At 71.4% G+C, this 20,932-nt stretch carries 21 protein-coding genes; 10 read left to right on the forward strand and 11 right to left on the reverse strand.

All coding sequences use genetic code 11. The features are described 5' to 3' along the window. The first annotated feature begins 206 nt into the window (after positions 1-206). The 5 genes from afsQ1 (at position 207) to ABZ386_RS39080 (ending at position 4,213) form a co-directional block, all read left to right on the forward strand. The gene (afsQ1, locus tag ABZ386_RS39060) at positions 207-884 is read left to right on the forward strand and encodes a two-component system response regulator AfsQ1 (protein ID WP_010048893.1); all 678 of its coding nucleotides are present in this window, start codon (positions 207-209) and stop codon (positions 882-884) included. Further along, a complete protein-coding gene (locus tag ABZ386_RS39065; RefSeq protein WP_358968286.1) occupies positions 881-2,485 on the forward strand; it encodes a HAMP domain-containing sensor histidine kinase in 1,605 nt (534 codons plus the stop codon). Before afsQ1 ends, ABZ386_RS39065 begins: the two co-directional genes overlap by 4 nt. A 185-nt stretch (positions 2,486-2,670) precedes the next feature. Continuing rightward, entirely contained in the window at positions 2,671-3,267 is a 597-nt protein-coding gene (locus tag ABZ386_RS39070) for a hypothetical protein (RefSeq protein WP_356501532.1), read from the forward strand. Positions 3,268-3,352: 85 nt separating this feature from the next. Beyond that, on the forward strand, positions 3,353-3,937 hold the full coding sequence (locus ABZ386_RS39075) for a VanZ family protein (RefSeq protein WP_351347255.1): 585 nt from the start codon (positions 3,353-3,355) through the stop codon (positions 3,935-3,937). A gap of 63 nt (positions 3,938-4,000) precedes the next feature. Then, positions 4,001-4,213 carry a PspC domain-containing protein gene (locus ABZ386_RS39080; RefSeq protein WP_351347257.1) on the forward strand — a complete coding sequence of 71 codons (213 nt, stop codon included), beginning with the start codon at positions 4,001-4,003 and terminating at the stop codon, positions 4,211-4,213. 85 nt (positions 4,214-4,298) lie between these two features. Here the strand turns inward: ABZ386_RS39080 and ABZ386_RS39085 are convergent, their stop codons facing one another. Together ABZ386_RS39085 and ABZ386_RS39090 are read right to left on the reverse strand one after the other, a co-directional pair. Next, the gene (locus ABZ386_RS39085; protein ID WP_351347259.1) at positions 4,299-4,655 is read right to left on the reverse strand and encodes an ATP-binding protein; all 357 of its coding nucleotides are present in this window, start codon (positions 4,653-4,655) and stop codon (positions 4,299-4,301) included. A 141-nt stretch (positions 4,656-4,796) separates the two neighbouring features. Further along, positions 4,797-5,954, reverse strand: coding sequence for an adenosine deaminase (locus ABZ386_RS39090; RefSeq protein WP_351347261.1), 1,158 nt, complete (start codon positions 5,952-5,954; stop codon positions 4,797-4,799). A gap of 123 nt (positions 5,955-6,077) precedes the next feature. Between ABZ386_RS39090 and ABZ386_RS39095 the strand changes: the two genes are divergently transcribed. After that, positions 6,078-6,836 (forward strand): alpha/beta hydrolase, encoded by a 759-nt coding sequence (locus tag ABZ386_RS39095; protein WP_355716440.1) that lies wholly within the window; start codon positions 6,078-6,080, stop codon positions 6,834-6,836. A 70-nt stretch (positions 6,837-6,906) separates the two neighbouring features. Here ABZ386_RS39095 and ABZ386_RS39100 read toward each other — a convergent pair whose 3' ends face one another. Further along, the gene (locus ABZ386_RS39100) at positions 6,907-7,860 is read right to left on the reverse strand and encodes a LysR family transcriptional regulator (RefSeq protein ID WP_351347265.1); all 954 of its coding nucleotides are present in this window, start codon (positions 7,858-7,860) and stop codon (positions 6,907-6,909) included. A gap of 63 nt (positions 7,861-7,923) precedes the next feature. Between ABZ386_RS39100 and ABZ386_RS39105 the strand changes: the two genes are divergently transcribed. The 3 genes from ABZ386_RS39105 (at position 7,924) to ABZ386_RS39115 (ending at position 11,560) form a co-directional block, all read left to right on the forward strand. Continuing rightward, positions 7,924-9,195, forward strand: coding sequence for an MFS transporter (locus ABZ386_RS39105; RefSeq protein WP_356501530.1), 1,272 nt, complete (start codon positions 7,924-7,926; stop codon positions 9,193-9,195). 101 nt (positions 9,196-9,296) lie between these two features. After that, complete coding sequence (gene dnaN / locus ABZ386_RS39110; protein ID WP_356501528.1) at positions 9,297-10,424, forward strand: DNA polymerase III subunit beta; 1,128 nt, start codon at positions 9,297-9,299, stop codon at positions 10,422-10,424. 119 nt (positions 10,425-10,543) lie between these two features. After that, positions 10,544-11,560, forward strand: a complete 1,017-nt coding sequence (locus ABZ386_RS39115) for a sigma-70 family RNA polymerase sigma factor (RefSeq protein WP_351347271.1) — start codon at positions 10,544-10,546, stop codon at positions 11,558-11,560. Here the strand turns inward: ABZ386_RS39115 and ABZ386_RS39120 are convergent. Beyond that, entirely contained in the window at positions 11,444-11,830 is a 387-nt protein-coding gene (locus ABZ386_RS39120) for an STAS domain-containing protein (protein WP_351347273.1), read from the reverse strand. The genes ABZ386_RS39115 and ABZ386_RS39120 overlap by 117 nt on opposite strands. Positions 11,831-11,964: 134 nt before the next feature. On the opposite strand from ABZ386_RS39120, the gene ABZ386_RS39125 reads away from it, so the two are divergent. Further along, positions 11,965-12,885 (forward strand): AEC family transporter, encoded by a 921-nt coding sequence (locus tag ABZ386_RS39125; RefSeq protein ID WP_351347275.1) that lies wholly within the window; start codon positions 11,965-11,967, stop codon positions 12,883-12,885. Between the two features lie 7 nt (positions 12,886-12,892). On the opposite strand, the gene ABZ386_RS39130 is transcribed toward ABZ386_RS39125, so the two are convergent. The 7 genes from ABZ386_RS39130 to ABZ386_RS39160 all read right to left on the reverse strand — a co-directional run bounded on the left by ABZ386_RS39130 (position 12,893) and on the right by ABZ386_RS39160 (position 20,606). Beyond that, positions 12,893-13,477, reverse strand: coding sequence for a Uma2 family endonuclease (locus ABZ386_RS39130; protein WP_351347277.1), 585 nt, complete (start codon positions 13,475-13,477; stop codon positions 12,893-12,895). 95 nt (positions 13,478-13,572) lie between these two features. Beyond that, positions 13,573-14,850 (reverse strand): thymidine phosphorylase, encoded by a 1,278-nt coding sequence (locus ABZ386_RS39135; RefSeq protein ID WP_358968292.1) that lies wholly within the window; start codon positions 14,848-14,850, stop codon positions 13,573-13,575. A gap of 91 nt (positions 14,851-14,941) precedes the next feature. Beyond that, positions 14,942-15,286 (reverse strand): cytidine deaminase, encoded by a 345-nt coding sequence (locus ABZ386_RS39140; protein ID WP_351347296.1) that lies wholly within the window; start codon positions 15,284-15,286, stop codon positions 14,942-14,944. Between the two features lie 80 nt (positions 15,287-15,366). Then, a complete protein-coding gene (locus tag ABZ386_RS39145; protein WP_351347280.1) occupies positions 15,367-16,632 on the reverse strand; it encodes an ABC transporter permease in 1,266 nt (421 codons plus the stop codon). After that, a complete protein-coding gene (locus ABZ386_RS39150; protein ID WP_114254926.1) occupies positions 16,629-17,750 on the reverse strand; it encodes an ABC transporter permease in 1,122 nt (373 codons plus the stop codon). The genes ABZ386_RS39145 and ABZ386_RS39150 overlap by 4 nt, the downstream gene beginning before the upstream one ends. Next, a complete protein-coding gene (locus ABZ386_RS39155; protein ID WP_351347283.1) occupies positions 17,750-19,348 on the reverse strand; it encodes an ABC transporter ATP-binding protein in 1,599 nt (532 codons plus the stop codon). Before ABZ386_RS39155 ends, ABZ386_RS39150 begins: the two co-directional genes overlap by 1 nt. 208 nt (positions 19,349-19,556) lie before the next feature. Further along, positions 19,557-20,606, reverse strand: a complete 1,050-nt coding sequence (locus ABZ386_RS39160) for a BMP family ABC transporter substrate-binding protein (protein WP_351347285.1) — start codon at positions 20,604-20,606, stop codon at positions 19,557-19,559. Positions 20,607-20,932: the final 326 nt, after the last annotated feature.

Below are 20,932 nucleotides of genomic sequence, written 5' to 3' on the forward strand. Positions count from 1 at the left end.
CGGCCCGCCGGTCGGGCGGGCTTCCTTGCCTGTGCCGAAAAGCTTGCCGCGGCACTTTCATCGCCGTGTCCGCCGACTGTCACAGACCTGTCACAGGGGTCGGCCACAGGCCTGCCACACGTCGCGCACAGGCGTCGGCGGTAGGCGCGGGCCCCATCTCGGCCCACAGGTCGAACCCCGCGCCCTCCATGGGCCAGAATGAGCCCGTGCCTTCCCTGTTGCTGATCGAGGACGACGACGCCATCCGGACGGCCCTGGAGCTCTCTCTGACGCGCCAGGGTCACCGCGTGGCGACCGCTGCCAGTGGTGAGGACGGTCTGAAGCTGCTGCGCGAGCAGCGGCCGGATCTGATCGTGCTGGACGTGATGCTGCCCGGCATCGACGGGTTCGAGGTGTGCCGGCGCATCCGGCGCACCGACCAGTTGCCGATCATCCTGCTGACCGCGCGCAGCGACGACATCGACGTCGTCGTCGGACTGGAGTCCGGCGCCGACGACTACGTCGTCAAACCGGTGCAGGGGCGGGTGCTGGACGCCCGGATCCGGGCCGTGCTGCGGCGCGGCGAGCGGGAGTCCAACGACGCGGCGACGTTCGGCAGCCTCGTCATCGACCGCTCGGCGATGACCGTGACGAAGAACGGCGAGGACCTCCAGCTCACGCCGACCGAGCTGCGGCTGCTGCTGGAGCTGAGCCGCCGGCCGGGGCAGGCGCTGTCCCGGCAGCAGCTGCTGCGGCTGGTGTGGGAGCACGACTACCTGGGCGACTCGCGGCTGGTGGACGCCTGTGTCCAGCGGCTGCGCGCCAAGGTCGAGGACGTGCCGTCGTCCCCGACGCTGATCCGTACCGTGCGGGGTGTCGGCTACCGGCTGGATCCGCCTCAGTGACACAGCGGCACCAAGGGGGGGACCGCGGCTGGACCGCGGCGCGCAAGGGAGTTTCGTCGCGGCTGCGCTTCACGAGCCTGCGGCTGAGGTTGGTCCTCGTCTTCGGCCTGGTGGCCCTGACGGCGGCCGTGTCCGCGTCCGGCATCGCGTACTGGCTCAACCGGGAGGCCGTGCTCACCCGCACCCAGGACGCCGTGCTGCGCGACTTCGAGCAGGAGATGCAGAACCGGGCGAGCGCGCTGCCCGAGCATCCGACGCAGGACGAGCTGCAGCACACCGCGGGCCAGATGGCGGGCAGCGACCAGCGCTTCAGCGTGCTGCTGGTCGCCACCAACGCCGACGGCAGGACCGTCTACGGCAGCTCCGGCGGGCTGAGCGGCTTCTCGCTGCGGGACGTGCCGGTCTCGCTGCGCACGGCGGTGAACAAGAAGCAGAAGATCGACGGGGCCAACAAGCACCCGTACCACCTGTACTGGCAGCGGGTCGTCGACGACGACACCCCGTACCTGGTGGCCGGCACGCGCGTGATCGGCGGCGGCCCGACCGGGTACATGCTCAAGTCGCTGGAGCCGGAGGCGAAGGACCTCAACTCGCTGGCCTGGTCGCTGGGGATCGCCACAGGTCTCGCGCTGATCGGCTCGGCGCTGCTCGCGCAGGCCGCCGCGACGACCGTGCTGAAGCCGGTGCAGCGCCTCGGCGCGGCCGCGCGGCGGCTCGGCGAGGGCAAGCTGGACACCCGGCTCAGGGTGTCCGGGACGGACGAACTGGCCGATCTGTCGCGGACGTTCAACAACGCGGCCGAGGCGCTGGAGAAACGGGTCGCCGACATGGCCGCGCGGGACGAGGCGTCCCGGCGGTTCGTGGCGGACATGAGCCATGAGCTGCGCACGCCGCTGACCGCCATCACCGCCGTCACGGAGGTGCTGGAGGAGGAGCTGGAGGCGGAGACCGGCAGCATGGACCCGATGATCGAGCCGGCCGTCCGGCTGGTGGTCAGCGAGACGCGGCGGCTGAACGACCTGGTCGAGAACCTGATGGAGGTCACCCGCTTCGACGCGGGCACCGCCCGGCTCGTCCTGGACGACGTCGACATCGCCGACCAGATCACCGCCTGCATCGACGCCCGCGCCTGGCTGGACGCGGTCGAGCTGGACGCCGAGCGCGGCATCCACGCCCGCATCGATCCGCGCCGCCTGGACGTCATCCTGGCCAACCTCATCGGCAACGCGCTCAAGCACGGAGGCTCCCCGGTGCGGGTGTCCGTACGGGAGGCGGACGACTCGATCGTCATCGAGGTGCAGGACCACGGGCCCGGCATCCCCGAGGACGTCCTGCCGCACGTCTTCGACCGCTTCTACAAGGCCAGCGCCTCCCGGCCGCGCTCCGAGGGCAGCGGCCTGGGCCTGTCCATCGCCCTGGAGAACGCCCACATCCACGGCGGCGAGATCACCGCGGCCAACTCGCCCGACTCCGGCGCGGTGTTCACGCTGCGGCTCCCGAGGGACGCGTCGGCGACGGCGGACCCGCCCGCCGAGGACGGGCAGGAGCCGGACCAGGACGCCGGCCGGCCCCAGGGCGAGGACTCGAAGGGGGACGCCTGATGCCCGTACGACGACGTCCGCGGGCCGCGGCCGACACACCCTTCGCGCCGGACACGCCTGTCGCGACAGACACGCCTGTCGCGCCAGACACGCGAGTCACGCCGGACACACCCGTCGCGGCGGGCACAGCGGTCGCGGCCGGCTCACCCGTCGGCCGGGACGGCCGGGCACCCCGCGCGCGGGCCGTGTCCCGTCTGGTCGCCCTTCCCGTGCTCGCCGTGCTGCTCGCCGGCTGCGGGATCCGGGCCACTGAGGTGCCGACGAACTTCGGGCCCGCGCCCTCGCGGGTGCGGTGCTCGCTGGCCGAGCCGGACGTGTCGACGCAGGCCGCGCGGGGGCTGCCGGTGCAGGTGTTCCTGCTGTGCGGGTCGTCGCTGGTGACCGTCGACCGGACCGTGCGGGTCCCGGACGGCGCGGCCGACTCCGAGCGGCGCATGCTGGTGGCGCAGGGCCTGCTGGACCAGCTCGCGCAGTCGCCGTCGCCCGCCGAGAAGGAGGCCGGCTACAGCACGGACGTACGCGGCGGCATCACCGTGGGCCGGCCCCGGCCCGGCGACCCGGAGGACACGCTGCGGCTGAGCATGGCGCCGGACGCCCTCACGTCGTACGCGCTCGCCCAGATCGTCTGCACCTTCTCCGACTCGGCCGCCGCCCAGGGCGACGGCTCCGTGGTCCTGGGCGGCCCCGGGGCCGAGTCCCCGCGCCGCTACCAGTGCACCGACGAGGTGCGGGCCCGCCCGGGCGGCACGGAACCGCCGTCGAAGGACGTGGCCGGGGAGTGAGCCGGGCGGGCTGTGGCGCATGCCTCACCGCCGGATCGGGGGGCATCCCGGAACCGATCCTGCCGGAGGCCGCGTCTAGGGGGGCGTGCAGCGTCAAGGCTCCATCGGCGGCAGCGCCGCGTTCCGCATCCGTGTGACAGGAGGTGTCCTCCTCGTCGCACACCTCGCGTTCGTCGCCTGGTTCACGCTGCGGCCGCTGGACGTTCCCTGGGTGATGCCCCCCAACCTGCGGCCGTTCGCCGGGGTCAGAGCCGATCTCGCCCTGGGCTGGCCGGAGGCGGCCCGCCACATCGGCGAGAAGCTGGCCCTGCTCGCCCCGCTGGGCGTGCTGCTGCCGATGGCCAGCGGCAGGCTGTTCGTCTCACCGCTGGCGTCCCTGCTGCGCACCGTCGCGGCCGGCGCCCTGCTGTCGCTGGGCATCGAACTGCTGCAGACCGGTGTCCCCGGCCAGGTCGTCGACGTCGACTCGCTGTTCCTGAACACCGCGGGCGTGGCCCTCGCACACCTCGCGCTGGTTCCCGCCGGCCGCTCCTGGCTGCGCCGCCGCACCACCGCGCGCCCGCCCCGCACACCCCTGGTCCCGGAGGAGCCGGCTCAGGGTCGGACCCCGACGATTCCCAGGGTCGGGATCGCCCCGTGGAGCGACGCTTTGCCCCCTTCGTCTCCGTAGCGTGGAGTGCAGATGGGGTACTCGGACGAGAGGCCTCACGCACCGACGTTGAAGGAGTCGCACATGTCCCGCCTCGCCCGCCCCACTCACGGCCGCATGATCGGCGGAGTGTGCGCCGCGCTGGCCCAGCGCTTCGGCACCTCCGCGACGACGATGCGGGTGATCTTCCTGGTCTCCTGCCTGCTGCCCGGACCGCAGTTCCTGCTGTACATCGCGCTGTGGATCCTGTTCCCCTCCGAGGACAAGGTGCGCAACAAGGCGCAGACGGCCTGGTAACGCCCGTACGCGAGCACGCCGATGGGGCGCACCCTGTGCCCAGGGATGCGCCCCATCGGCGTGTGTGTCCGCCTCGGCGGGAGGGTCAGCCGACCGGAACGCCGTTCACCGGCAGGCCGTGCGTGGGCAGGCCCTGCACCGGCAGCCCGCCGAGCAGCTTGGCGGCCGGGCCGGTCGGGCCCTCGGCGAGCAGCTGCTCGGCGACCGGCTGGGCGGCGGCGAGACCGGCGCTGGTCGCCGTCTGCCCCTGGCCCAGCGCCTCGCCCGAGCCCGGCAGCGTCTGGGAGAGCTGCTCCGCCGGGAGCGCCGCGGTGACGGTCTCCAGCGTCCGGGCGGTGTCCGGCAGGGCCGGGGCGGCGGCGTTGGCGGCGCCCGCACCGGCGGCGGCGAAGGCGGCACCGAGAGCGGCGACACCGAGGGACTTGGCAGCAGACTGCTTCATGAAATGCGTCCTCGTAATGGGATGACGGGGTGTGTGAGCGGTCCAGCGACCGTAGTCACGCGGCGCCGTCCGCCGCAAACATCGAAATGCGGACGGATTGTGAACGCCGCCCGCATTCCCTGTGCTCAGATACCCCTCGGATCAGCCCTCCGAATTCGCAGAACCGCTGGTAGAGGCCGTCTGCCGGAACAGCCATTCGGATTTCAGCTCGGCATAACCGGGCTTGATCACGTCATTGATCATGGCGAGTCGTTCATCGAAAGGAATGAACGCTGATTTCATCGCATTGACGGAGAACCACTGCATGTCGTCGAGCGTGTAACCGAACGCCTCGACAAGGTGCTCGAATTCCCGGCTCATACTGGTGTGGGACATCAGGCGGTTGTCCGTGTTGACCGTGGCGCGAAAATGCAGCCGGCGCAGCAGCCCGATGGGGTGCTCGGCGTAGGAGGAGGCGGCGCCGGTCTGGAGGTTGGAGCTCGGGCACAGCTCCAGCGGGATGCGCTTGTCCCGGACGTAGGAGGCGAGCCGTCCGAGTTCGACCCGGCCGTCCTCGTGGACCTGGATGTCGTCGATGATCCGCACGCCGTGTCCGAGCCGGTCGGCGCCGCACCACTGGAGGGCCTGCCAGATGGACGGCAGCCCGAACGCCTCGCCGGCGTGGATGGTGAAGTGGTTGTTCTCGCGCTTGAGGTACTCGAAGGCGTCCAGGTGCCGGGTGGGCGGGTAGCCGGCCTCGGCACCCGCGATGTCGAAGCCGACGACGCCCAGGTCCCGGTGGCGGTTGGCGAGTTCGGCGATCTCCAGGGCCCGGGCGGCGTGCCGCATGGCGGTGAGCAGGGCGCCCACGCGGATGCGCCGGCCGCTCTCCCGGGCGCGCCGCTCCCCTTCCCGGAAGCCCTCGTTGACGGCCTCGACGACCTCTTCGAGGCTCAGGCCGCCCTCCAGGTGCTGCTCGGGGGCGTAGCGCACCTCGGCGTAGACGACACCGTCCGCGGCGAGGTCCTCGGCGCACTCGGCGGCGACCCGGACCAGGGCGTCACGGGTCTGCATGACGCCGACGGTGTGCGAGAACGTCTCCAGGTACCGCTCCAGGGAACCGGAGTCGGCGGCCTCGCGGAACCAGACGCCGAGCTTCTCCGGGTCGGTGTCGGGGAGCTGGGAGTAGCCGCTGTCGCGGGCGAGTTCGACGATGGTGGCGGGGCGCAGTCCGCCGTCGAGATGATCGTGCAGCAGGACCTTGGGCGCCCGGTGGATCTGGTCCGGTGTCGGGGTGTTCGCGATGGTCTGGCTCGTCATTTCCGCACTCTAACTCCTACGCGCGTAGATCGCGCGTGCTCGGAAGGTTGACGTTTCCGTCGATACGTAACGGTGACCCCGAGGACGGGTGGAGTACACCCACGCTTCTGACACTGTTCTGTCATGGCACACCAAGCGACGCCGGTTCGCAGGGCCCGGCTGGGCAGGTCACTCGGTCCGGAGCCGACGGCGGTGAGCGGCGTGGTGCTGCTGCTGCCCGGCGGCGTCGAGGTCTCCGGCCGCAGACCGTCGCCCATGCTCGCGACCGCCTCCGTACGGGCCCTGGGACGCCGCCTGGCCCGGGCCGGCCGGGACGAGGGACTCGCCGTGCACGTGGTGCACTACCGCTGCCGCGGCTGGAACGGCAGCGAGGCGAATCTCGCGCGGGACGCGGCATGGGCGGCCGACGAGGTCGTACGGCGTTACGGAGACGTCCCCGTCTGCCTCTCCGGGCTCGGCATGGGCGGTCGCGCGGCGCTGCGCGCGGCCGGGCACGAGGCGGTCAACTCCGTGCTGGCGCTCGCCCCTTGGCTGCCGGAGGAGGACGTGGCGGCGCCGCCCGAGCCGGTGAAGCAGCTGGCCGGGCGGCAGGTGCTGATCGTGCACGGCACGAACGACGAACGGACGGATCCCGAGTTGTCGTTCCGGCTGGCGGCGCGGGCGAAGAAGGCGAACCGGGATGTGTGCCGGTTCGAAGTGCACGCCGACGGGCACGGGTTGAGTCAGTACCGGGACGAAGTGCTGGCGCTGGCCGAGGACTTCGTGATGGGGGCGGTGTTCGGGCGGGCCGTGTCGCGGCCGGTGCGGGACGCGCTGGCCGCGCCGCCGCCGTTGGGGTTGCGGATGCCGTTGGCTGCGGGGTTCTGTCCTTCGAGGCGGTAGCGCCATGGGGGGCCTGTTCGCCGGCCTGTGCGGGTTCGTTGTGGCTTGTCGCGCAGTTCCCCGCGCCCCTTCAGGCTGGCAGCAAACTGCCTCTTCTTGAGAGCAGGAACCTTTTGAACGCCGCCACCGGGGGTGTGTCCGGTCTGCCTTCCAGCCAGGCCACGCCGATTTCGCGGGCCGCTCGGGGGGACGTGACCGTCAGTTCCACCACCCCGGGGCGCGGGACTGCCGGTGGGGGCAGGAGGGCTACTCCGAGGCCCGCCGCCACCAGGCCGCGCAGGGTCTCCGCCTCCTCGCCCTCGAAGGCGATGCGGGGCTTGAAGCCGGCCTCCTTGCAGAGGTCGTCGGTGATGCGGCGGAGGCCGTAGCCGGGTTCCAGGGTGACGAAGGTTTCGTCGGCCGCCTCGGCGAGGCGGATGCGGCGGCGGCCGGCGAGGGAGTGGTCGGCGGGCACGACCAGGCGGAGTTTCTGCTCGTCCAGGCGGCGGGCGACCAGGTCGGGGGCGTCCGGGACCGGGGAGGTCAGGCAGAGGTCGAGTTCGCCCGCGCGGAGGCGTTCGAGCATGGCCTCGCCGTAGTTCTGGACGAGGCTGAAGCGCACGCGCGGGTGGTCGGCGCGGAAGGCCTGGAGGAGGCCGGGGACCGTCTCGGCGCCCATGGTGTGCAGGAAGCCGAAGGCCACCTTGCCGGTGGTGGGGTCGGCGTCGGCGCGCACCTCCTCGGCGGCGCGCTCGATCTCGGCCAGGGCGCGTTCGACGGAGGTGAGGAAGGTGCGGCCGGCCGGGGTGAGGGAGACCGTGCGGCCGTGGCGGGCGAAGAGGTCGACCCCCAGGTCCTGCTCCAGGCGGGCCATGGACCGGGAGAGGGTCGACTGGGGGACGTTCATCTCCTGCGCGGCGCGGGTGACGTGCTCGGTGCGGGCGACGCCGGCGAAGTACGCGAGGCGGGGCGCAAGCAACATCGTCATGTCTTCTGTGTCACTGCTTGGTGACAGGCGACGCCGTGAACTCTGCTGATGCTGCATGGGAACGATTATGACCGTTCCATGCATTGGACGGATCAGTGGCGGCGTACGTACTTTCGAGACATGTCTCCCGCCAGTACCGGGGCGTCCACCACCGTGGGCGCCGATGCCTCTGTCCCTGCCGTCGACTCACGTATGTCCCCGGGCGGGCCCGGCTACCGCCGGATGAGCCTCGCCCTGTTCCTCGCGGGTGTCGCGACCTTCGCGCTGCTGTACTCCACGCAGGCGCTGCTCCCGCTGATCTCCGGCGAGTTCGGGGTGGCGGCGAGCGACGCGAGCTGGACGGTGGCCGCCGCGACGGGCGGGCTTGCGCTGTTCGTCCTGCCGATGAGCGCCCTGTCGGAGCGCTTCGGCCGGCGGACGGTCATGACGGCCTCGCTGGCGGTGGCGGTGACCGTCGGACTGCTGGTGCCCTTCGCCCCCTCGCTGGGTGTCCTGGTCGTGCTGCGGGCGCTCCAGGGCGCGGCCCTGGCCGGACTGCCGGCGTCGGCGACCGCGTATCTCGCCGAGGAGGTCAGCCCCAAGGCGCTGGTCACCGCGATCGGGCTGTTCGTCGCGGGCAACAGCGTCGGCGGGATGAGCGGCCGGGTCATCACCGGCTGGGTCGCGCAGGAGTGGGGCTGGCGGGTCGCCGTCGGAGTGATCGGCGCGATCGCCGTCGCCTGCGCGGTGGCCTTCCGGGTGCTGCTTCCGGCGCCGCGGAACTTCAGGGCGGGCTCCCTGCGGCCGCGTGTGCTGGCCCGGACGGTCCGCGCCCACCTGTCCAACCCGCTGCTGTGCCGGCTGTACGCGATCGGCGCGCTGTTCATGACGGTGTTCGGCGGCGTGTACACGGTCATCGGCTACCGGTTGACCGAGGCCCCGTTCTCGCTGCCGCAGGGCATCATCGGCTCGATCTTCCTCGTGTACCTCGTCGGTACGGTGTCGGCGTCGACGGCCGGCCGCCTGGTGGGCCGGCTGGGCCGCCGGGGCGCGCTGTACGCGGCCGGCGGTACGACCGCCGCGGGCCTGCTGCTGTCCCTCGCGGGCTCCCTCCCGCTGGTCCTGCTGGGGCTGGTCCTCATCACCGGCGGCTTCTTCGCGGGCCACGCGGTGGCGTCCTCGGCGGTCAGCAAGACGGCCTCCCACGGCCGCGCCCAGGCCTCGGCGCTGTACCAGTCCGCGTACTACGTCGGCTCCAGCGCCGGCAGCACGGTCGGCGCCCTCGCCTTCCACGCGGGCGGCTGGCCGGGGACCGTCGGGGTCGGGCTGCTCGCCGTGCTCGGCGTCGTGACGATCACCGTGTTCGGGACGCGGGCGGCGCGGCTGCAGCGCAGGCTCGCCACGGCCGCCTGAGCCTCGACGCCGGACTGTTCCCCCTGGTCGGGGCCGGTTGTCAGTGGGTGCGGATAACGTCCGCCTCCGCTGACCACCGGATCCGACCAGGGGGATTTTTCATGGAGTTCCGCATCGACCGTGCGGCGTTCGCCGAGGCCGTGGGCCGGGCGGTACGGGCGCTGCCCGCCCGGACGCCGGTTCCGGTGCTGGGCGGGCTGCTGCTGGAGGCGGACGCGGGGCGGCTGGCCGTGACGGGGTTCGACTTCGAGGCGGCGGTACGGGTGGAGGCCGACGCGGAGGTCGCCGCGCCCGGGCGGGTGCTCGTGCCGGGACGGCGGCTGCTGGAGGTCTGCCGGGTGCTGCCCGAGGGGCCGGTGAGCTGTGCGCGGGAGGTGTCGCGGTTCACGGTGGAGGCGGACGGAACGCGCTTCGGGCTGTCGACGCTGCCGCTCGCCGAGTACCCGGCCCTGCCCGCGGCGCCCGCGCCGTGCGGCACGGTGGACGCCGGCGCGTTCGCGACCGCCGTCGCGCAGGTCGCGGTCGCGGCCGGGCGCGACGAGACGCTGCCGCTGCTGACGGGCGTCCAACTGCGCCTGGATGGCGGGGAGATGACACTGGCGGCCTCGGACCGCTACCGGTACGCCGTGCGGCGGCTGGAGTGGCGGCCGGGGGCGGCGGCCGACGGGGTGGTGGACGCGCTGCTGCCCGCGCGGCGGCTGCTGGACGTCGCACGGTCGCTCGGCCGCGGCGGGGACCTGCTGATCGGATGGGACCCGGCCGGCGGGGGCGGGCTGATCGGCTTCGAGGGCGGGCGGACGCGGACGGCGCTGCGGCTCCTGGACGGGCGGCTGCCGGCGTACCGGTCGCTGTTCGACATGGCGGGGGCCGCGGTCGCCGAGGTGGCGCGCGAGGGGCTCGCGGAGGCCGTGCGGCGGGTCGCGGTGGTGGCGGAGGCGAACAGTCCGGTACGGCTGGACTTCTCGGCCGACGGCGTCATGCTGCGCGCCGGCTACGGCGACGACGTGGCGGCCCAGCGCCTGCCGGCCACGCTGACCGGCGCCGACGAGATGCCCGTGGCCTTCAACCCGGCCTACCTGCTGGACGCGCTGACGTCCTTCGAGAGCCCGCGGGTCCGGCTGGAGCTGCTGGGGGCGGGGCAGCGGGCGCTGCTGCACGCCGTCGACGAGCAGGGGGCGGCCGCCGGGGCGCACCGGCATCTGCTGATGTCGGTGAAGCAGCTGGTGTGAAGAGCCGCTCCTGCCTGCGCTTTCGTGCGCTCGGGGGGCCGTTGTCAGTGGGCTGCGGTAGCTTCCGAAGTGCTGGGGCGCGAAGGCGCGTGAACAGAACTTCCACAGGGGTGGGTGGGATGGCGAACGGCACGGCGACACCGACGGATCTGGACACCAGGCTGGAGGCACACCGGACCGAGCTGACGGGGTACTGCTACCGGATGCTCGGCTCCTCCTTCGAGGCCGAGGACGCGGTGCAGGACACGATGGTCCGCGCCTGGCGCAGCTACGACAAGTTCGAGGGCCGCTCCAGCCTGCGCTCCTGGCTCTACCGCATCGCGACCAACGTGTGCCTGGACATGCTGACCGCGGGCAACAAGCGCGCCCGGCCCATGGACCTCACCGATTCCACCCCGCTCGCCCAGGCGGCCCTCTCCCCCCGACCGGACAACACCTGGCTGGAGCCCATGCCGGACGCCCGTGTGCTGCCCACGACCGAGGACCCGGCGGAGGCGGCGGTCGCCAAGGAGTCCGTCCGGCTCGCCTTCATGGCCGCGCTCCAGCAGCTGCCGGCCAAGCAGCGGGCCGTGCTGATCCTGCGCGAGGTCCTGGCCTGGAAGGCGAGCGAGGTCGCCGAGCTGCTGGACACGTCCGTGGCGTCGGTCAACAGCGCCCTCCAGCGGGCCCGGGCCACCCTCGCCGAGCGGCAGGAGCCGGGCGCCGACGCGGCCGTCTCCGACCCGCTGGACGAGGACCAGCAGAAGCTGCTGGACCGCTATGTCGCGGCCTTCGAGGGCTACGACATGACGGCGCTGACGGCCCTGCTGCACGAGGACGCGGTCATGACGATGCCGCCGTTCGACCTGTGGCTGACCGGCGTGCGGGACATCACCGGCTTCATGACCACCCTCGGCGCGCCCTGCGCGGGCTCCCGGCTGGTGCCGGTGCAGGTCAACGGCCTGCCCGGGTTCGCGCAGTACAAGCCGGACCCGGAGAAGGGCGGCTTCACGCCGTGGGCGGTCCAGGTGCTGGAGATCTCAGACGGCCGGATCACCGGGTTCCACTGCTTCCTCGACACCCAGCGCTGGTTCCCGCTCTTCGATCTGCCCCTCCACCTCGAAGCGGAGGCCGACCAGGTCGAGGAGCGCGCGTAGGGCCGGGTCGGGGTCGCGCAGCCTGATCCGGCCGCCGGCCCTGCGGGCGGCCAGCTGCAGTCGCGCCAGCAGGTCCACGGTGGCGAGGCCCGGCGGCCCCACGCCTCCGACATCGCACACCACGACCCGGGCGCCACTGCCGTGCAGCAGGGCCCGCACGTCGTCGCTCAGCCCTCTCACCTCGTCCCGGGTGACGGAGCCGGGCAGTACGAGCACGGGCGGTGTCATGGCGTCCACGATCGGTAGACCGGGCGGGCGGTGGTAACTCATCGCGGCTGTCCGTCCTCTCGGCGCCGAGGATCACATTGACCCGGGTACGGCCTTCCCCGGAGGGTTGGCTGTATGCCCCACGCATCCGCTCCTCCCCCGCTGTCCGCTGCCCTCTTCGCCGGGGAGGAGCCGGTGTGCAGGGGGTGCTGAGCGGGTTCGCGGTCATCGCCGTCGTCATCGGGGTCGGCTATCTGATCGGCCGCCGGGGGTATCTGGGGGACGGCGGGCGCGAGGTCCTGACGAAGCTGGCGTTCCACGTGGCGTCCCCGGCCCTGCTCTTCACGACGCTGGCGCGGGCCGACCTGTCGGTGATCTTCTCCGACCGGCTGCTGGTGACGGCGATGAGCACGGCGGTGGCGGCGGGGGTCTTCGTGGCGGTCGGTGCCGTACGCGGGTGGGGCGTGGGCCGGACTACGATCGGCGCGCTGTGCTCCAGCTACGTCAACTCCGGGAACCTCGGCATCCCGATCGCCGTGTACGTGCTCGGTGACGCGTCGCTGGTGGCGCCGGTGCTGCTGTTCCAGCTGGTCGGTGTCACGCCGGTGGCGCTCACGATCCTGGACCTGGCGCGGGGCGGTGAGAAGCGGCCCGTTTGGCAACGCCTGCTCACCCCGCTGCGCAACCCGATAGCCCTGGGCTCCCTGGCCGGTGTGGCGGCCTCCGCGTCGGGCGTCGAGCTGCCCGGCCCGCTGATGGACCCCCTGACCCTCATCGGCAACATGTCGGTCCCGGCCGTGCTCCTCGCCTTCGGCATCTCGCTGCGGGGCAGCACGCTGCCGCTGCGCGGGGCGGAACGGGCTCCCGTCCTGCTCGCCGTCGCCCTCAAGTCCTTCCTCCAGCCCCTGGCCGCCTGGGCCCTGGCCGCGGGCGCCTTCGGCCTCCACGGAGCGCCCCTGCTCGACGTGGTGGTGACGTCCGCCCTGCCGGCCGCGCAGAACCTGTTCACGTACGCGAGCAGCTACCGGGTGGGCGAGGTCCTGGCGAGGGAGGCGATCTTGTTGTCGACGGTGGTGGCGGTGCCGGTGTTGGTGGTGGTGGCGGCGGTGCTGGGGTGACGGTCGGTCAGTCGACCGGGAACTCACCGGTGTCGATCGTCACGTCGAACGGGTCCGGCAGCTTGATGGGGTCACCGAACTTCACCGCACTCAGGACACGGTAGACATCGCCCTTCGGCTCCCCGTAGAGCGTCGCGGTGGGGCCTCCGGGGGCCCAGCGGTCGACGAGCAGGTAGAGCGGGATACCGGCGGTGGCGTAGGCAGCGGGCTTGCTGACGCGGTCGTGGCGGGCGTTGGACTTGGAGGTCACCTCGACGACCAGTTCGGCGAGAGCCGCCGGAATGTGGGAGTCCGCCTCTGCACATTCCTGCACGGGCGCCACGAGCAGGTCCGGGATGAGCATGCCCAGACGCGACGGTACGGCGATGGCCTGAGTCTGGAAGATCCCCAAGTCCTCGGGGATCACGGAGTAGAGGCGGCGCTGAATGCGTTCCGCGATCACGTTGTGGCGGGACGCGGGAGCAGGTGACACGGTGATGATCCCCTCGATGATCTCCACCTTGCTGCCCTCAGGCCATTCCATGTCCTCCCAGAACCGGACGAGGTCGTCCCAGTTCTGGTCGGGGTCCTGGCTCACGGTGAGTGCGCTCATGGCGGTCTCCTATCGGTGCGTCACCGATCCCAGCATGCCGAACGGGACCGGCGGGGGTCCACCGGTCCCGTTCACCCGGAAGGGGAAAGCGCAGCTCAGGCGATACGTTCCAGCACCACCGGCGTCGCCGTGAAGGCCGTGCCCGGGGCTGAGACGTCGTAGGAGCCGTCCAGCGCCTGGAGTGCGTAGTCGAAGCGTTCCGGCGTGTCCGTGTGCAGGGTCAGCAGGGGCTGGCCCTCGGTGATCCGGTCGCCGGGCTTGGCGTGCAGTTCGACGCCCGCGCCCGCCTGGACCGGGTCCTCCTTGCGGGCCCGGCCCGCGCCCAGGCGCCAGGCCGCGACGCCGATGTCGTAGGCGTCGAGGCGGGTCAGGACGCCGGAGGCCGGGGCCTTGATCACGTGCTGTTCGCGGGCCACCGGCAGCTCCGCGTCCGGGGCGCCGCCCTGGGCCGCGATCATGCGGCGCCAGACGTCCATCGCCGAGCCGTCGGCCAGGGCCTTCGCCGGGTCGGCGTCCTTGATGCCCGCCGCCTCGAGCATCTCGCGGGCCAGCGCGATCGTCAGCTCGACCACGTCGGCCGGGCCGCCGCCCGCCAGGACCTCCACCGACTCGCGGACCTCCAGGGCGTTGCCCGCCGTCAGGCCGAGCGGGGTGGACATGTCCGTCAGGAGCGCGACCGTCTTCACGCCGTGGTCCGTGCCCAGGCCGACCATCGTGGAGGCCAGTTCCCGGGCGTCCTCGATCGTCTTCATGAAGGCGCCCGTGCCCACCTTCACGTCCAGGACCAGCGAGCCCGTGCCCTCGGCGATCTTCTTCGACATGATCGAGGAGGCGATCAGCGGGATCGCCTCGACCGTGCCCGTGACGTCGCGGAGCGCGTAGAGCTTCTTGTCGGCGGGGGCCAGGCCGTCGCCCGCCGCGCAGATCACCGCGCCGGTGGTGTCCAGGACGTGCAGCATCTCCTCGTTGGAGAGCAGGGCCCGCCAGCCGGGGATCGACTCCAGCTTGTCCAGCGTGCCGCCGGTGTGGCCGAGGCCGCGGCCCGAGAGCTGCGGGACGGCCGCGCCGCAGGCGGCCACCAGGGGCGCCAGCGGCAGGGTGATCTTGTCGCCGACGCCGCCCGTGGAGTGCTTGTCCGCCGTCGGGCGGGACAGGGACGAGAAGTCCATGCGCTCGCCGGAGGCGATCATCGCGGCGGTCCAGCGGGCGATCTCACGGCGGTTCATGCCGTTGAGGAGGATGGCCATCGCGAGGGCCGACATCTGCTCGTCGGCCACCTCCCCGCGGGTGTACGCGTCGATGACCCAGTCGATCTGCTCGTCGCCGAGTTCGCCGCGGTCCCGCTTGGTGCGGATGACGGAGATGGCGTCCATGGCCATTGCTTGGGCTTCCTTCCGAAGGATCCAGAAGCCGTACGGCCCCTCCGATCCGGTCGCTGAGCGACTCGGAGGGGCCGTACGGGGGTTACGTGCTGAGGTGGCCCGGCCCGAAGGCCTGGGGCAGCATCTCCGACAGCGGCAGGATGCCCGCCGGGGTCTCCAGCAGGAGGTCCGGGCCGCCGAACTCGTACAGCAGCTGGCGGCAGCGGCCGCACGGCACGAGCGTGTCGCCGTTGCGGTCGACGCAGGTGAAGTGCGTCAGGCGGCCACCGCCGGTGTTGTGCAGCTCCGACACCAGGCCGCACTCGGCGCACAGGCCGAGCCCGTACGAGGCGTTCTCGACGTTGCAGCCGGAGATGATCCGGCCGTCGTCCACCTGGGCCGCCACGCCGACCGGGTACCGGGAGTAGGGGGCGTACGCCCGGGACATGGCGTCCCGGGCCACCGCACGCAGCTTCTCCCAGTCGACGGACCGGTCGGCAGCCCGGTCGGCGGCCCCGCCGGCGTCGGTCACTTGCCCTGTCCCTTCCGGTACGGCAGCCCGTCCGCCTTCGGCATCCGCAGCCGCTGGGCGGACAGCGCGAGGACCACCAGGGTGATGACGTACGGCGTGGCGGAGACGACCTGGTTCGGGACCTCGTCGGTGGTCGCGTACCAGGCGAACACCAGGGCACCACAGACCAGGGTGATCACGGCCGGGACGTACTTCTTGCGGACCACCAGCCAGATCGCGCCGATGACCAGCAGCAGCGCGCCGAGCAGCAGCAGGGCGTGGACGTTGGCGGAGCCGCCGCGCAGGTTGAGGCTGTCGGTGTAGCCGAACAGGCCCGCGCCGAGGGCGAGGCCGCCCGGCATCCAGTTGCCGAAGATCATGGCCGCGAGGCCGATGAAGCCGCGGCCGCTGACCTGGCCCTCCAGGTAGAAGGGGTTGGCCACGATGGACAGGAAGACACCGCCGAGACCGGCCAGACCGCCGGAGATGACGACGGCGATGTACTTGTACTTGTAGACGTTGACGCCGAGGGACTCGGCGGCCACCGGGTTCTCTCCGCAGGAGCGCAGCCGCAGGCCGAACGCCGTGCGCCACAGGATCCACCAGGTGGCGGGGATCAGCGCGACGGCGACCAGGGTCAGCCAGGAGACGTTGGTGACCAGGCCGCCGAGCAGGCCCGCGATGTCGGAGATCAGGAACCAGCCCTTGTCGTTGAGGTCCCGGAGCGCGTCGGAGAGTCCCGGCACGGTGAAGTTGCCGAGGGACTCGACCGCCGGGGACTGCTTGGCGGAGCCGCCCGCGTGGCCCTCGAAGGCCAGCGGCGCGAGGTAGCGGGTGGCACCGAGGGCGAGGATGTTGATCGCCACACCGGAGACGATGTGGTTGACGTTGAAGGTGACGGTGACCAAGGCATGCAGCAGGCCGCCGAGGCAGCCGCCGATGATGCCCACCAGGACACCGGTCCACGGGCCCCACTGGAAGCCGGCCCAGGCGCCGAACCAGGTGCCGAGGATCATCATGCCCTCGAGGCCGATGTTGACCACGCCCGCGCGCTCGGCCCACAGGCCGCCGAGGCCGGCGAGGCCGATCGGCACGGCGAGCTGGAGCGCGGTGGACATCTGGCTGACGTTGGTGATGCCGTCGGCGCCGGTGATGATGCGGACGATCGAGGTGAGCGCCAGTCCGCCGGCGATGATCAGCAGCAGGACGGGCAGCGTCAGGCGGCGGCCGGTCGGCGCCGCGGGCTGCAGCGTGGGCTGGTTGAGGTCGGTCGCGGTGGTCATCGGCCAGCCACCTCCTTCGTGGTGTTGTTGGTGCCGAGGACGTGACCGGCGGCCAGTTCGGCGCCGACCCGGCGCTGCTGGCGGCGCAGGCCCCACTCGCGGACGGCCTCGTAGGAGACGACGACCGAGAGCACGATCAGGCCCTGCATGATGACGGCGATCTCCTTGTCGTAGCCGTGGAAGTCCAACTCGGGCGAGGCCTTGTCGAGCCAGGCCCACAGCAGGGCGGCGAAGGCGATGCCGACGGGGCTGTTGCGGCCGAGCAGGGCGATGCCGATGCCGAGGAAGCCGATGCCGGTGGGGAAGTTCAGGCTGTAGGTGTGGGTGTCGCCGAGCAGGATCGGCAGACCGGCGAGGCCCGCGATGCCGCCGGAGAGCAGCATGGCGGTGAGCACCATGCGCCTCGGGTCGACGCCGCTGGCCGCGGCGGCGGTCTCGGAGGCGCCGGAGGCGCGCAGGTCGAAGCCGAAGCGGGTGCGGTTGAGGACGACCCAGTAGCCGATGCCGAGCAGGACGGCGAGCAGCACCAGGCCGTAGATCTCGCCGGCCGCGCCCATGTCGATGCCGGGGATCCAGCCGGACTCGTGCATCTCGCCGGTGGTGTTGTTGTTGCCGACCTTGACGCCGAAGACGTTCGGCAGCCACAGGTAGGCGATCACGGAGGTGGCGATCGCGTTGAGCATGATCGTCGCGACGACCTCGCTGACGCCGCGGGTGACCTTGAGGACACCGGCGATGCCGGACCAGAAGGCGCCGGTGAGGACGGCGGTCAGGAGCAGCAGCGGGACCTGGATCACGGCCGGCAGGTTCATGTGGGCGCCGACGATGGCGGCCATCATGGCGGCGAGCTGGTACTGGCCGTCGACGCCGATGTTGAACAGGTTCATCCGGAAGCCGATGGCCACCGCGAGCGCCGCGATGTAGTACATCGAGGCCTGGTTGATGATCAGGACCTGGATGTCGGAGAACGACGCCTGCTCGAACATGAGGGCGAACGGCTCGACCGGGTTCTTGCCGGAGGCGACCAGCACGATCGCGCTCAGCACGAAGGCCACGGCGAGCGCGATGACCGGTCCGGCCACCGCGAGGAGCACGCGCTCCTTGTCGAACTTCTTCATCAGCGGGCCTCGTCTTCCGGAGACTCGGGGGACTCGGGCGCCTCGGGGGCCTTTGCCGGGGTCTCGGGGGTCTCTGCGGCGGTCTCTTCGTGCTCGAGGTGCCCGGTCACGGCACCGGTCATGGCCGAGCCGAGTTCCTCGGGGGTGATGGTGGCCGGGTCGGCGTCCGCGACCAGCTTGCCGTTGTAGATCACGCGGAGCGTGTCGGACAGGCCGATCAGCTCGTCCAGGTCGGCGGAGATCAGCAGCACGGCCAGGCCCTCGCGGCGGGCCTCGCGGATGTGGTCCCAGATGGCGGCCTGGGCGCCGACGTCCACGCCCCGGGTGGGGTGGGCGGCGATGAGGAACCGCGGCTTGTGGCTCATCTCGCGGCCGACGATCAGCTTCTGCTGGTTGCCGCCGGACAGGGAGGCGGCGGTGACGTCGATGCCGGGGGTGCGCACGTCGTAGGCCTCGACGATGCGGCGGGTGTCCTCCTGGGCCGCCTTCGGGTCCAGCCAGACGCCCTTGGCCAGGGGCTTCTCGGTGACGTGGCCGAGGATACGGTTCTCCCAGAGGGGGGCCTCCAGGAGCAGGCCGTGGCGGTGCCGGTCCTCGGGGATGTAGCCGATGCCCTGTTCGCGGCGCTTGCGGGTGGCCCAGCCGGTGATCTCCTCGTCGCCGAGCCGGATGGTGCCGGAGTCGGCGGCCTTGAGGCCGATGAGCGCGTCGACGAGTTCGGTCTGGCCGTTGCCCTCGACGCCGGCGATGCCGAGGACCTCGCCCGCGTGGATGGTGAAGCTGATGTCGTCCAGGAGGGCCTTGCCGCCGGGGGCGGTCAGGCGCAGCTTGTCGACGCTGATGACCGGGCGGTCGGTGACCGTGGACTCGGCCGTCTCGGGCGTGGGCAGTTCGCTGCCGACCATCATCTCGGCGAGCTGGCGCGGGGTGGTCTCGGCGGGGACGGCGGTGCCGACGGTGGTGCCGCGGCGGATCACGGTGATCTCGTCGGCGACGGAGAGCACTTCGCCGAGCTTGTGCGAGATGAAGATGACCGACAGGCCCTCGGAGCGCAGTTCGCGCAGGTTGGCGAAGAGGGCGTCGACCTCCTGCGGCACGAGCACGGCGGTCGGCTCGTCCAGGATGAGGATGCGGGCGCCGCGGTAGAGGACCTTGAGGATCTCCACGCGCTGGCGGGCGGCGACGCCGAGTTCCTCGACGAGGAGGTCCGGCTTGACGCCGAGGCCGTAGCGCTCGGAGAGTTCCTTGATCTTGCGGCGGGCCTTGGCGCCGATGCCGTGGAGCTTCTCGCTGCCGAGGACGACGTTCTCGAGGACCGTGAGGTTGTCGGCGAGCATGAAGTGCTGGTGGACCATGCCGATGCCGCGGACGATGGCGTCGGCCGGCGACGAGAAGCTGACCTGTTCGCCGTCGACGGCGATGGTGCCCTCGTCCGGCTTCTGCATGCCGTAGAGGATCTTCATCAGCGTGGACTTGCCGGCGCCGTTCTCACCGACGAGGGCGTGGACGGTGCCCTTGCGGACGCTGAGGTGGATGTCGTGGTTGGCCACGACGCCCGGGAAACGCTTGGTGATCCCGGCGAGTTCGACAGCGGTCACCGATTCGTTGACCGCCGCTCCGGCCGGAGGGCTGCTGGACGCGTTGATGGCGCACTCTCCTGGGGACGGGGGTCGTCTACGCGCGTAGCGCCCCTACGGCATACAAAGGGGCCGACGCACCGCGACAACGGGGTACGAGGAGCAGCCTCCCCGTACCCCGTTGAGCGGACGTAACCCCGGGGTTACTGCCTGCTCGACTTACGACTCGTCAGCTGCTCTTGACCTTGATCTCGCCGCTGATGATCTTCTCCTTGGCCGTCTTGATGGCTTCCTGGAGCTTGGCGTCGTCCGCGAACTTCGGGTTGGAGTTCGACAGGCTCACCTCGCCGGTCTTCAGATCGCCACGAACGATACCGGTCTCGGGCTTGCCGTCCTCGACCGACTTCGCCAGGTTGTACACCGCCTTGGCGACGTCCTTCATCGCCGAGGTCAGGATGGAGTCCTTGTACTTGGCGAGGGCTTCCTGCCGGTACTGGTCGGAGTCGACACCGATGGCCCACACCTTGTTGGCGGCGGCGGCCTCGATCACGCCCTGGCCGGACAGGCCGGCGGCCGCGTAGACCACGTCGGCCTTCTTCTCGATCTGGCCCTCGGCGGCCGTCTTGCCCTTGTCGGGGCTGGAGAAGCCGCCCTCCTCGGCCGTCTGGGTGAGGTACTGGGAGAGGACCTTGACCTTCGGGTTGGTGTCCTTGACGCCCTGTTCGAAGCCCGCCTGGAACTTGTGGATGAGCGGGATGTCCACGCCGCCGACGAAGCCGACGACGTTCGACTTGGTGCTCTTGGCGGCGGCGACACCGGCCAGGTAGGAGGCCTGCTCCTCGCTGAAGACCAGGTCGGCGACGTTCTTGGCGTTGATGGTGGCGTCGTCGACGATGCCGAAGGTGGTGTCCGGGAACTTCTCGGAGGCACCCTTGATGGCCGCGGCGTACGCGTAGCCGACGCCGATGACCGGGTTGTAGCCCTGCTTCGCGAGCGAGACCAGGCGCTGCTCCTTGTCGGCGTCCGTCTCGCCCTCGGTGGGCTCCAGGTCGGCCGTCTGGTACCCGAACTCCTTCTTCGCCTGCTCCAGGCCCGCGTAGGCCGCGTCGTTGAAGGACTGGTCGCCCTTGCCGCCGACGTCGTACGCGATGGCGAGACCCTTGTCGCCCTTCGAGTCCGACGACCCGGCGGAGGTCGAGGTGCCGCCGCAGGCGGAGAGCGCGAGGGCCAGGGAGGCGGTCGCTGCGCCTGCGACCGTGATCCGGGAAATCCGGCGCATGTGTGGGTGCTCCTGTCGTACAAGCGCCGGACGGTACAGCTCGGGACTGCCTCACAGCTACGGCGCTGGGTTCCGCCGCAGATTAACGCGCGTAGACCTGCCTGAAAACCCCTTCTGTCCACCTTGTTATGCGCCCGTGGCCAAGCCATCACCCGGACTTGGCCGGGGCGTTGCCGACCGCAAACGCGGGGTGGCGCTGGGTGATCCGGGCGGGCGGGTCCGGGAACGGCGGAGCGGGGGGGGGCCCCCCCGGGGCCCCCCCCCCCCCCCAAAAAAAAAAAAAAAACAACACAAAAACAAAAAAAAAAAAATTAAAAGAGCAAATA

Source organism: Streptomyces sp. NPDC006140, assembly GCF_040628815.1.
GTDB lineage: Bacteria > Actinomycetota > Actinomycetes > Streptomycetales > Streptomycetaceae > Streptomyces.

Excerpts from the sequence above, each read along its gene's own strand:
- ABZ386_RS39150 (WP_114254926.1), bottom strand. The coding sequence starts at position 17,750 with ATGAAGAAGTTCGACAAGGAGCGCGTGCTCCTCGCGGTGGCCGGACCG.
- dnaN (WP_356501528.1), top strand. The coding sequence starts at position 9,297 with ATGGAGTTCCGCATCGACCGTGCGGCGTTCGCCGAGGCCGTGGGCCGG.
- ABZ386_RS39160 (WP_351347285.1), bottom strand. The coding sequence starts at position 20,606 with ATGCGCCGGATTTCCCGGATCACGGTCGCAGGCGCAGCGACCGCCTCC.
- ABZ386_RS39135 (WP_358968292.1), bottom strand. The coding sequence starts at position 14,850 with ATGGACGCCATCTCCGTCATCCGCACCAAGCGGGACCGCGGCGAACTC.
- ABZ386_RS39080 (WP_351347257.1), top strand. The coding sequence starts at position 4,001 with ATGTCCCGCCTCGCCCGCCCCACTCACGGCCGCATGATCGGCGGAGTG.
- ABZ386_RS39120 (WP_351347273.1), bottom strand. The coding sequence starts at position 11,830 with ATGAGTTACCACCGCCCGCCCGGTCTACCGATCGTGGACGCCATGACA.
- ABZ386_RS39085 (WP_351347259.1), bottom strand. The coding sequence starts at position 4,655 with ATGAAGCAGTCTGCTGCCAAGTCCCTCGGTGTCGCCGCTCTCGGTGCC.
- ABZ386_RS39140 (WP_351347296.1), bottom strand. The coding sequence starts at position 15,286 with ATGTCCCGGGCGTACGCCCCCTACTCCCGGTACCCGGTCGGCGTGGCG.
- ABZ386_RS39115 (WP_351347271.1), top strand. The coding sequence starts at position 10,544 with ATGGCGAACGGCACGGCGACACCGACGGATCTGGACACCAGGCTGGAG.
- ABZ386_RS39090 (WP_351347261.1), bottom strand. The coding sequence starts at position 5,954 with ATGACGAGCCAGACCATCGCGAACACCCCGACACCGGACCAGATCCAC.
- ABZ386_RS39105 (WP_356501530.1), top strand. The coding sequence starts at position 7,924 with ATGTCTCCCGCCAGTACCGGGGCGTCCACCACCGTGGGCGCCGATGCC.
- ABZ386_RS39130 (WP_351347277.1), bottom strand. The coding sequence starts at position 13,477 with ATGAGCGCACTCACCGTGAGCCAGGACCCCGACCAGAACTGGGACGAC.
- ABZ386_RS39145 (WP_351347280.1), bottom strand. The coding sequence starts at position 16,632 with ATGACCACCGCGACCGACCTCAACCAGCCCACGCTGCAGCCCGCGGCG.
- ABZ386_RS39095 (WP_355716440.1), top strand. The coding sequence starts at position 6,078 with ATGGCACACCAAGCGACGCCGGTTCGCAGGGCCCGGCTGGGCAGGTCA.
- ABZ386_RS39100 (WP_351347265.1), bottom strand. The coding sequence starts at position 7,860 with ATGCAGCATCAGCAGAGTTCACGGCGTCGCCTGTCACCAAGCAGTGAC.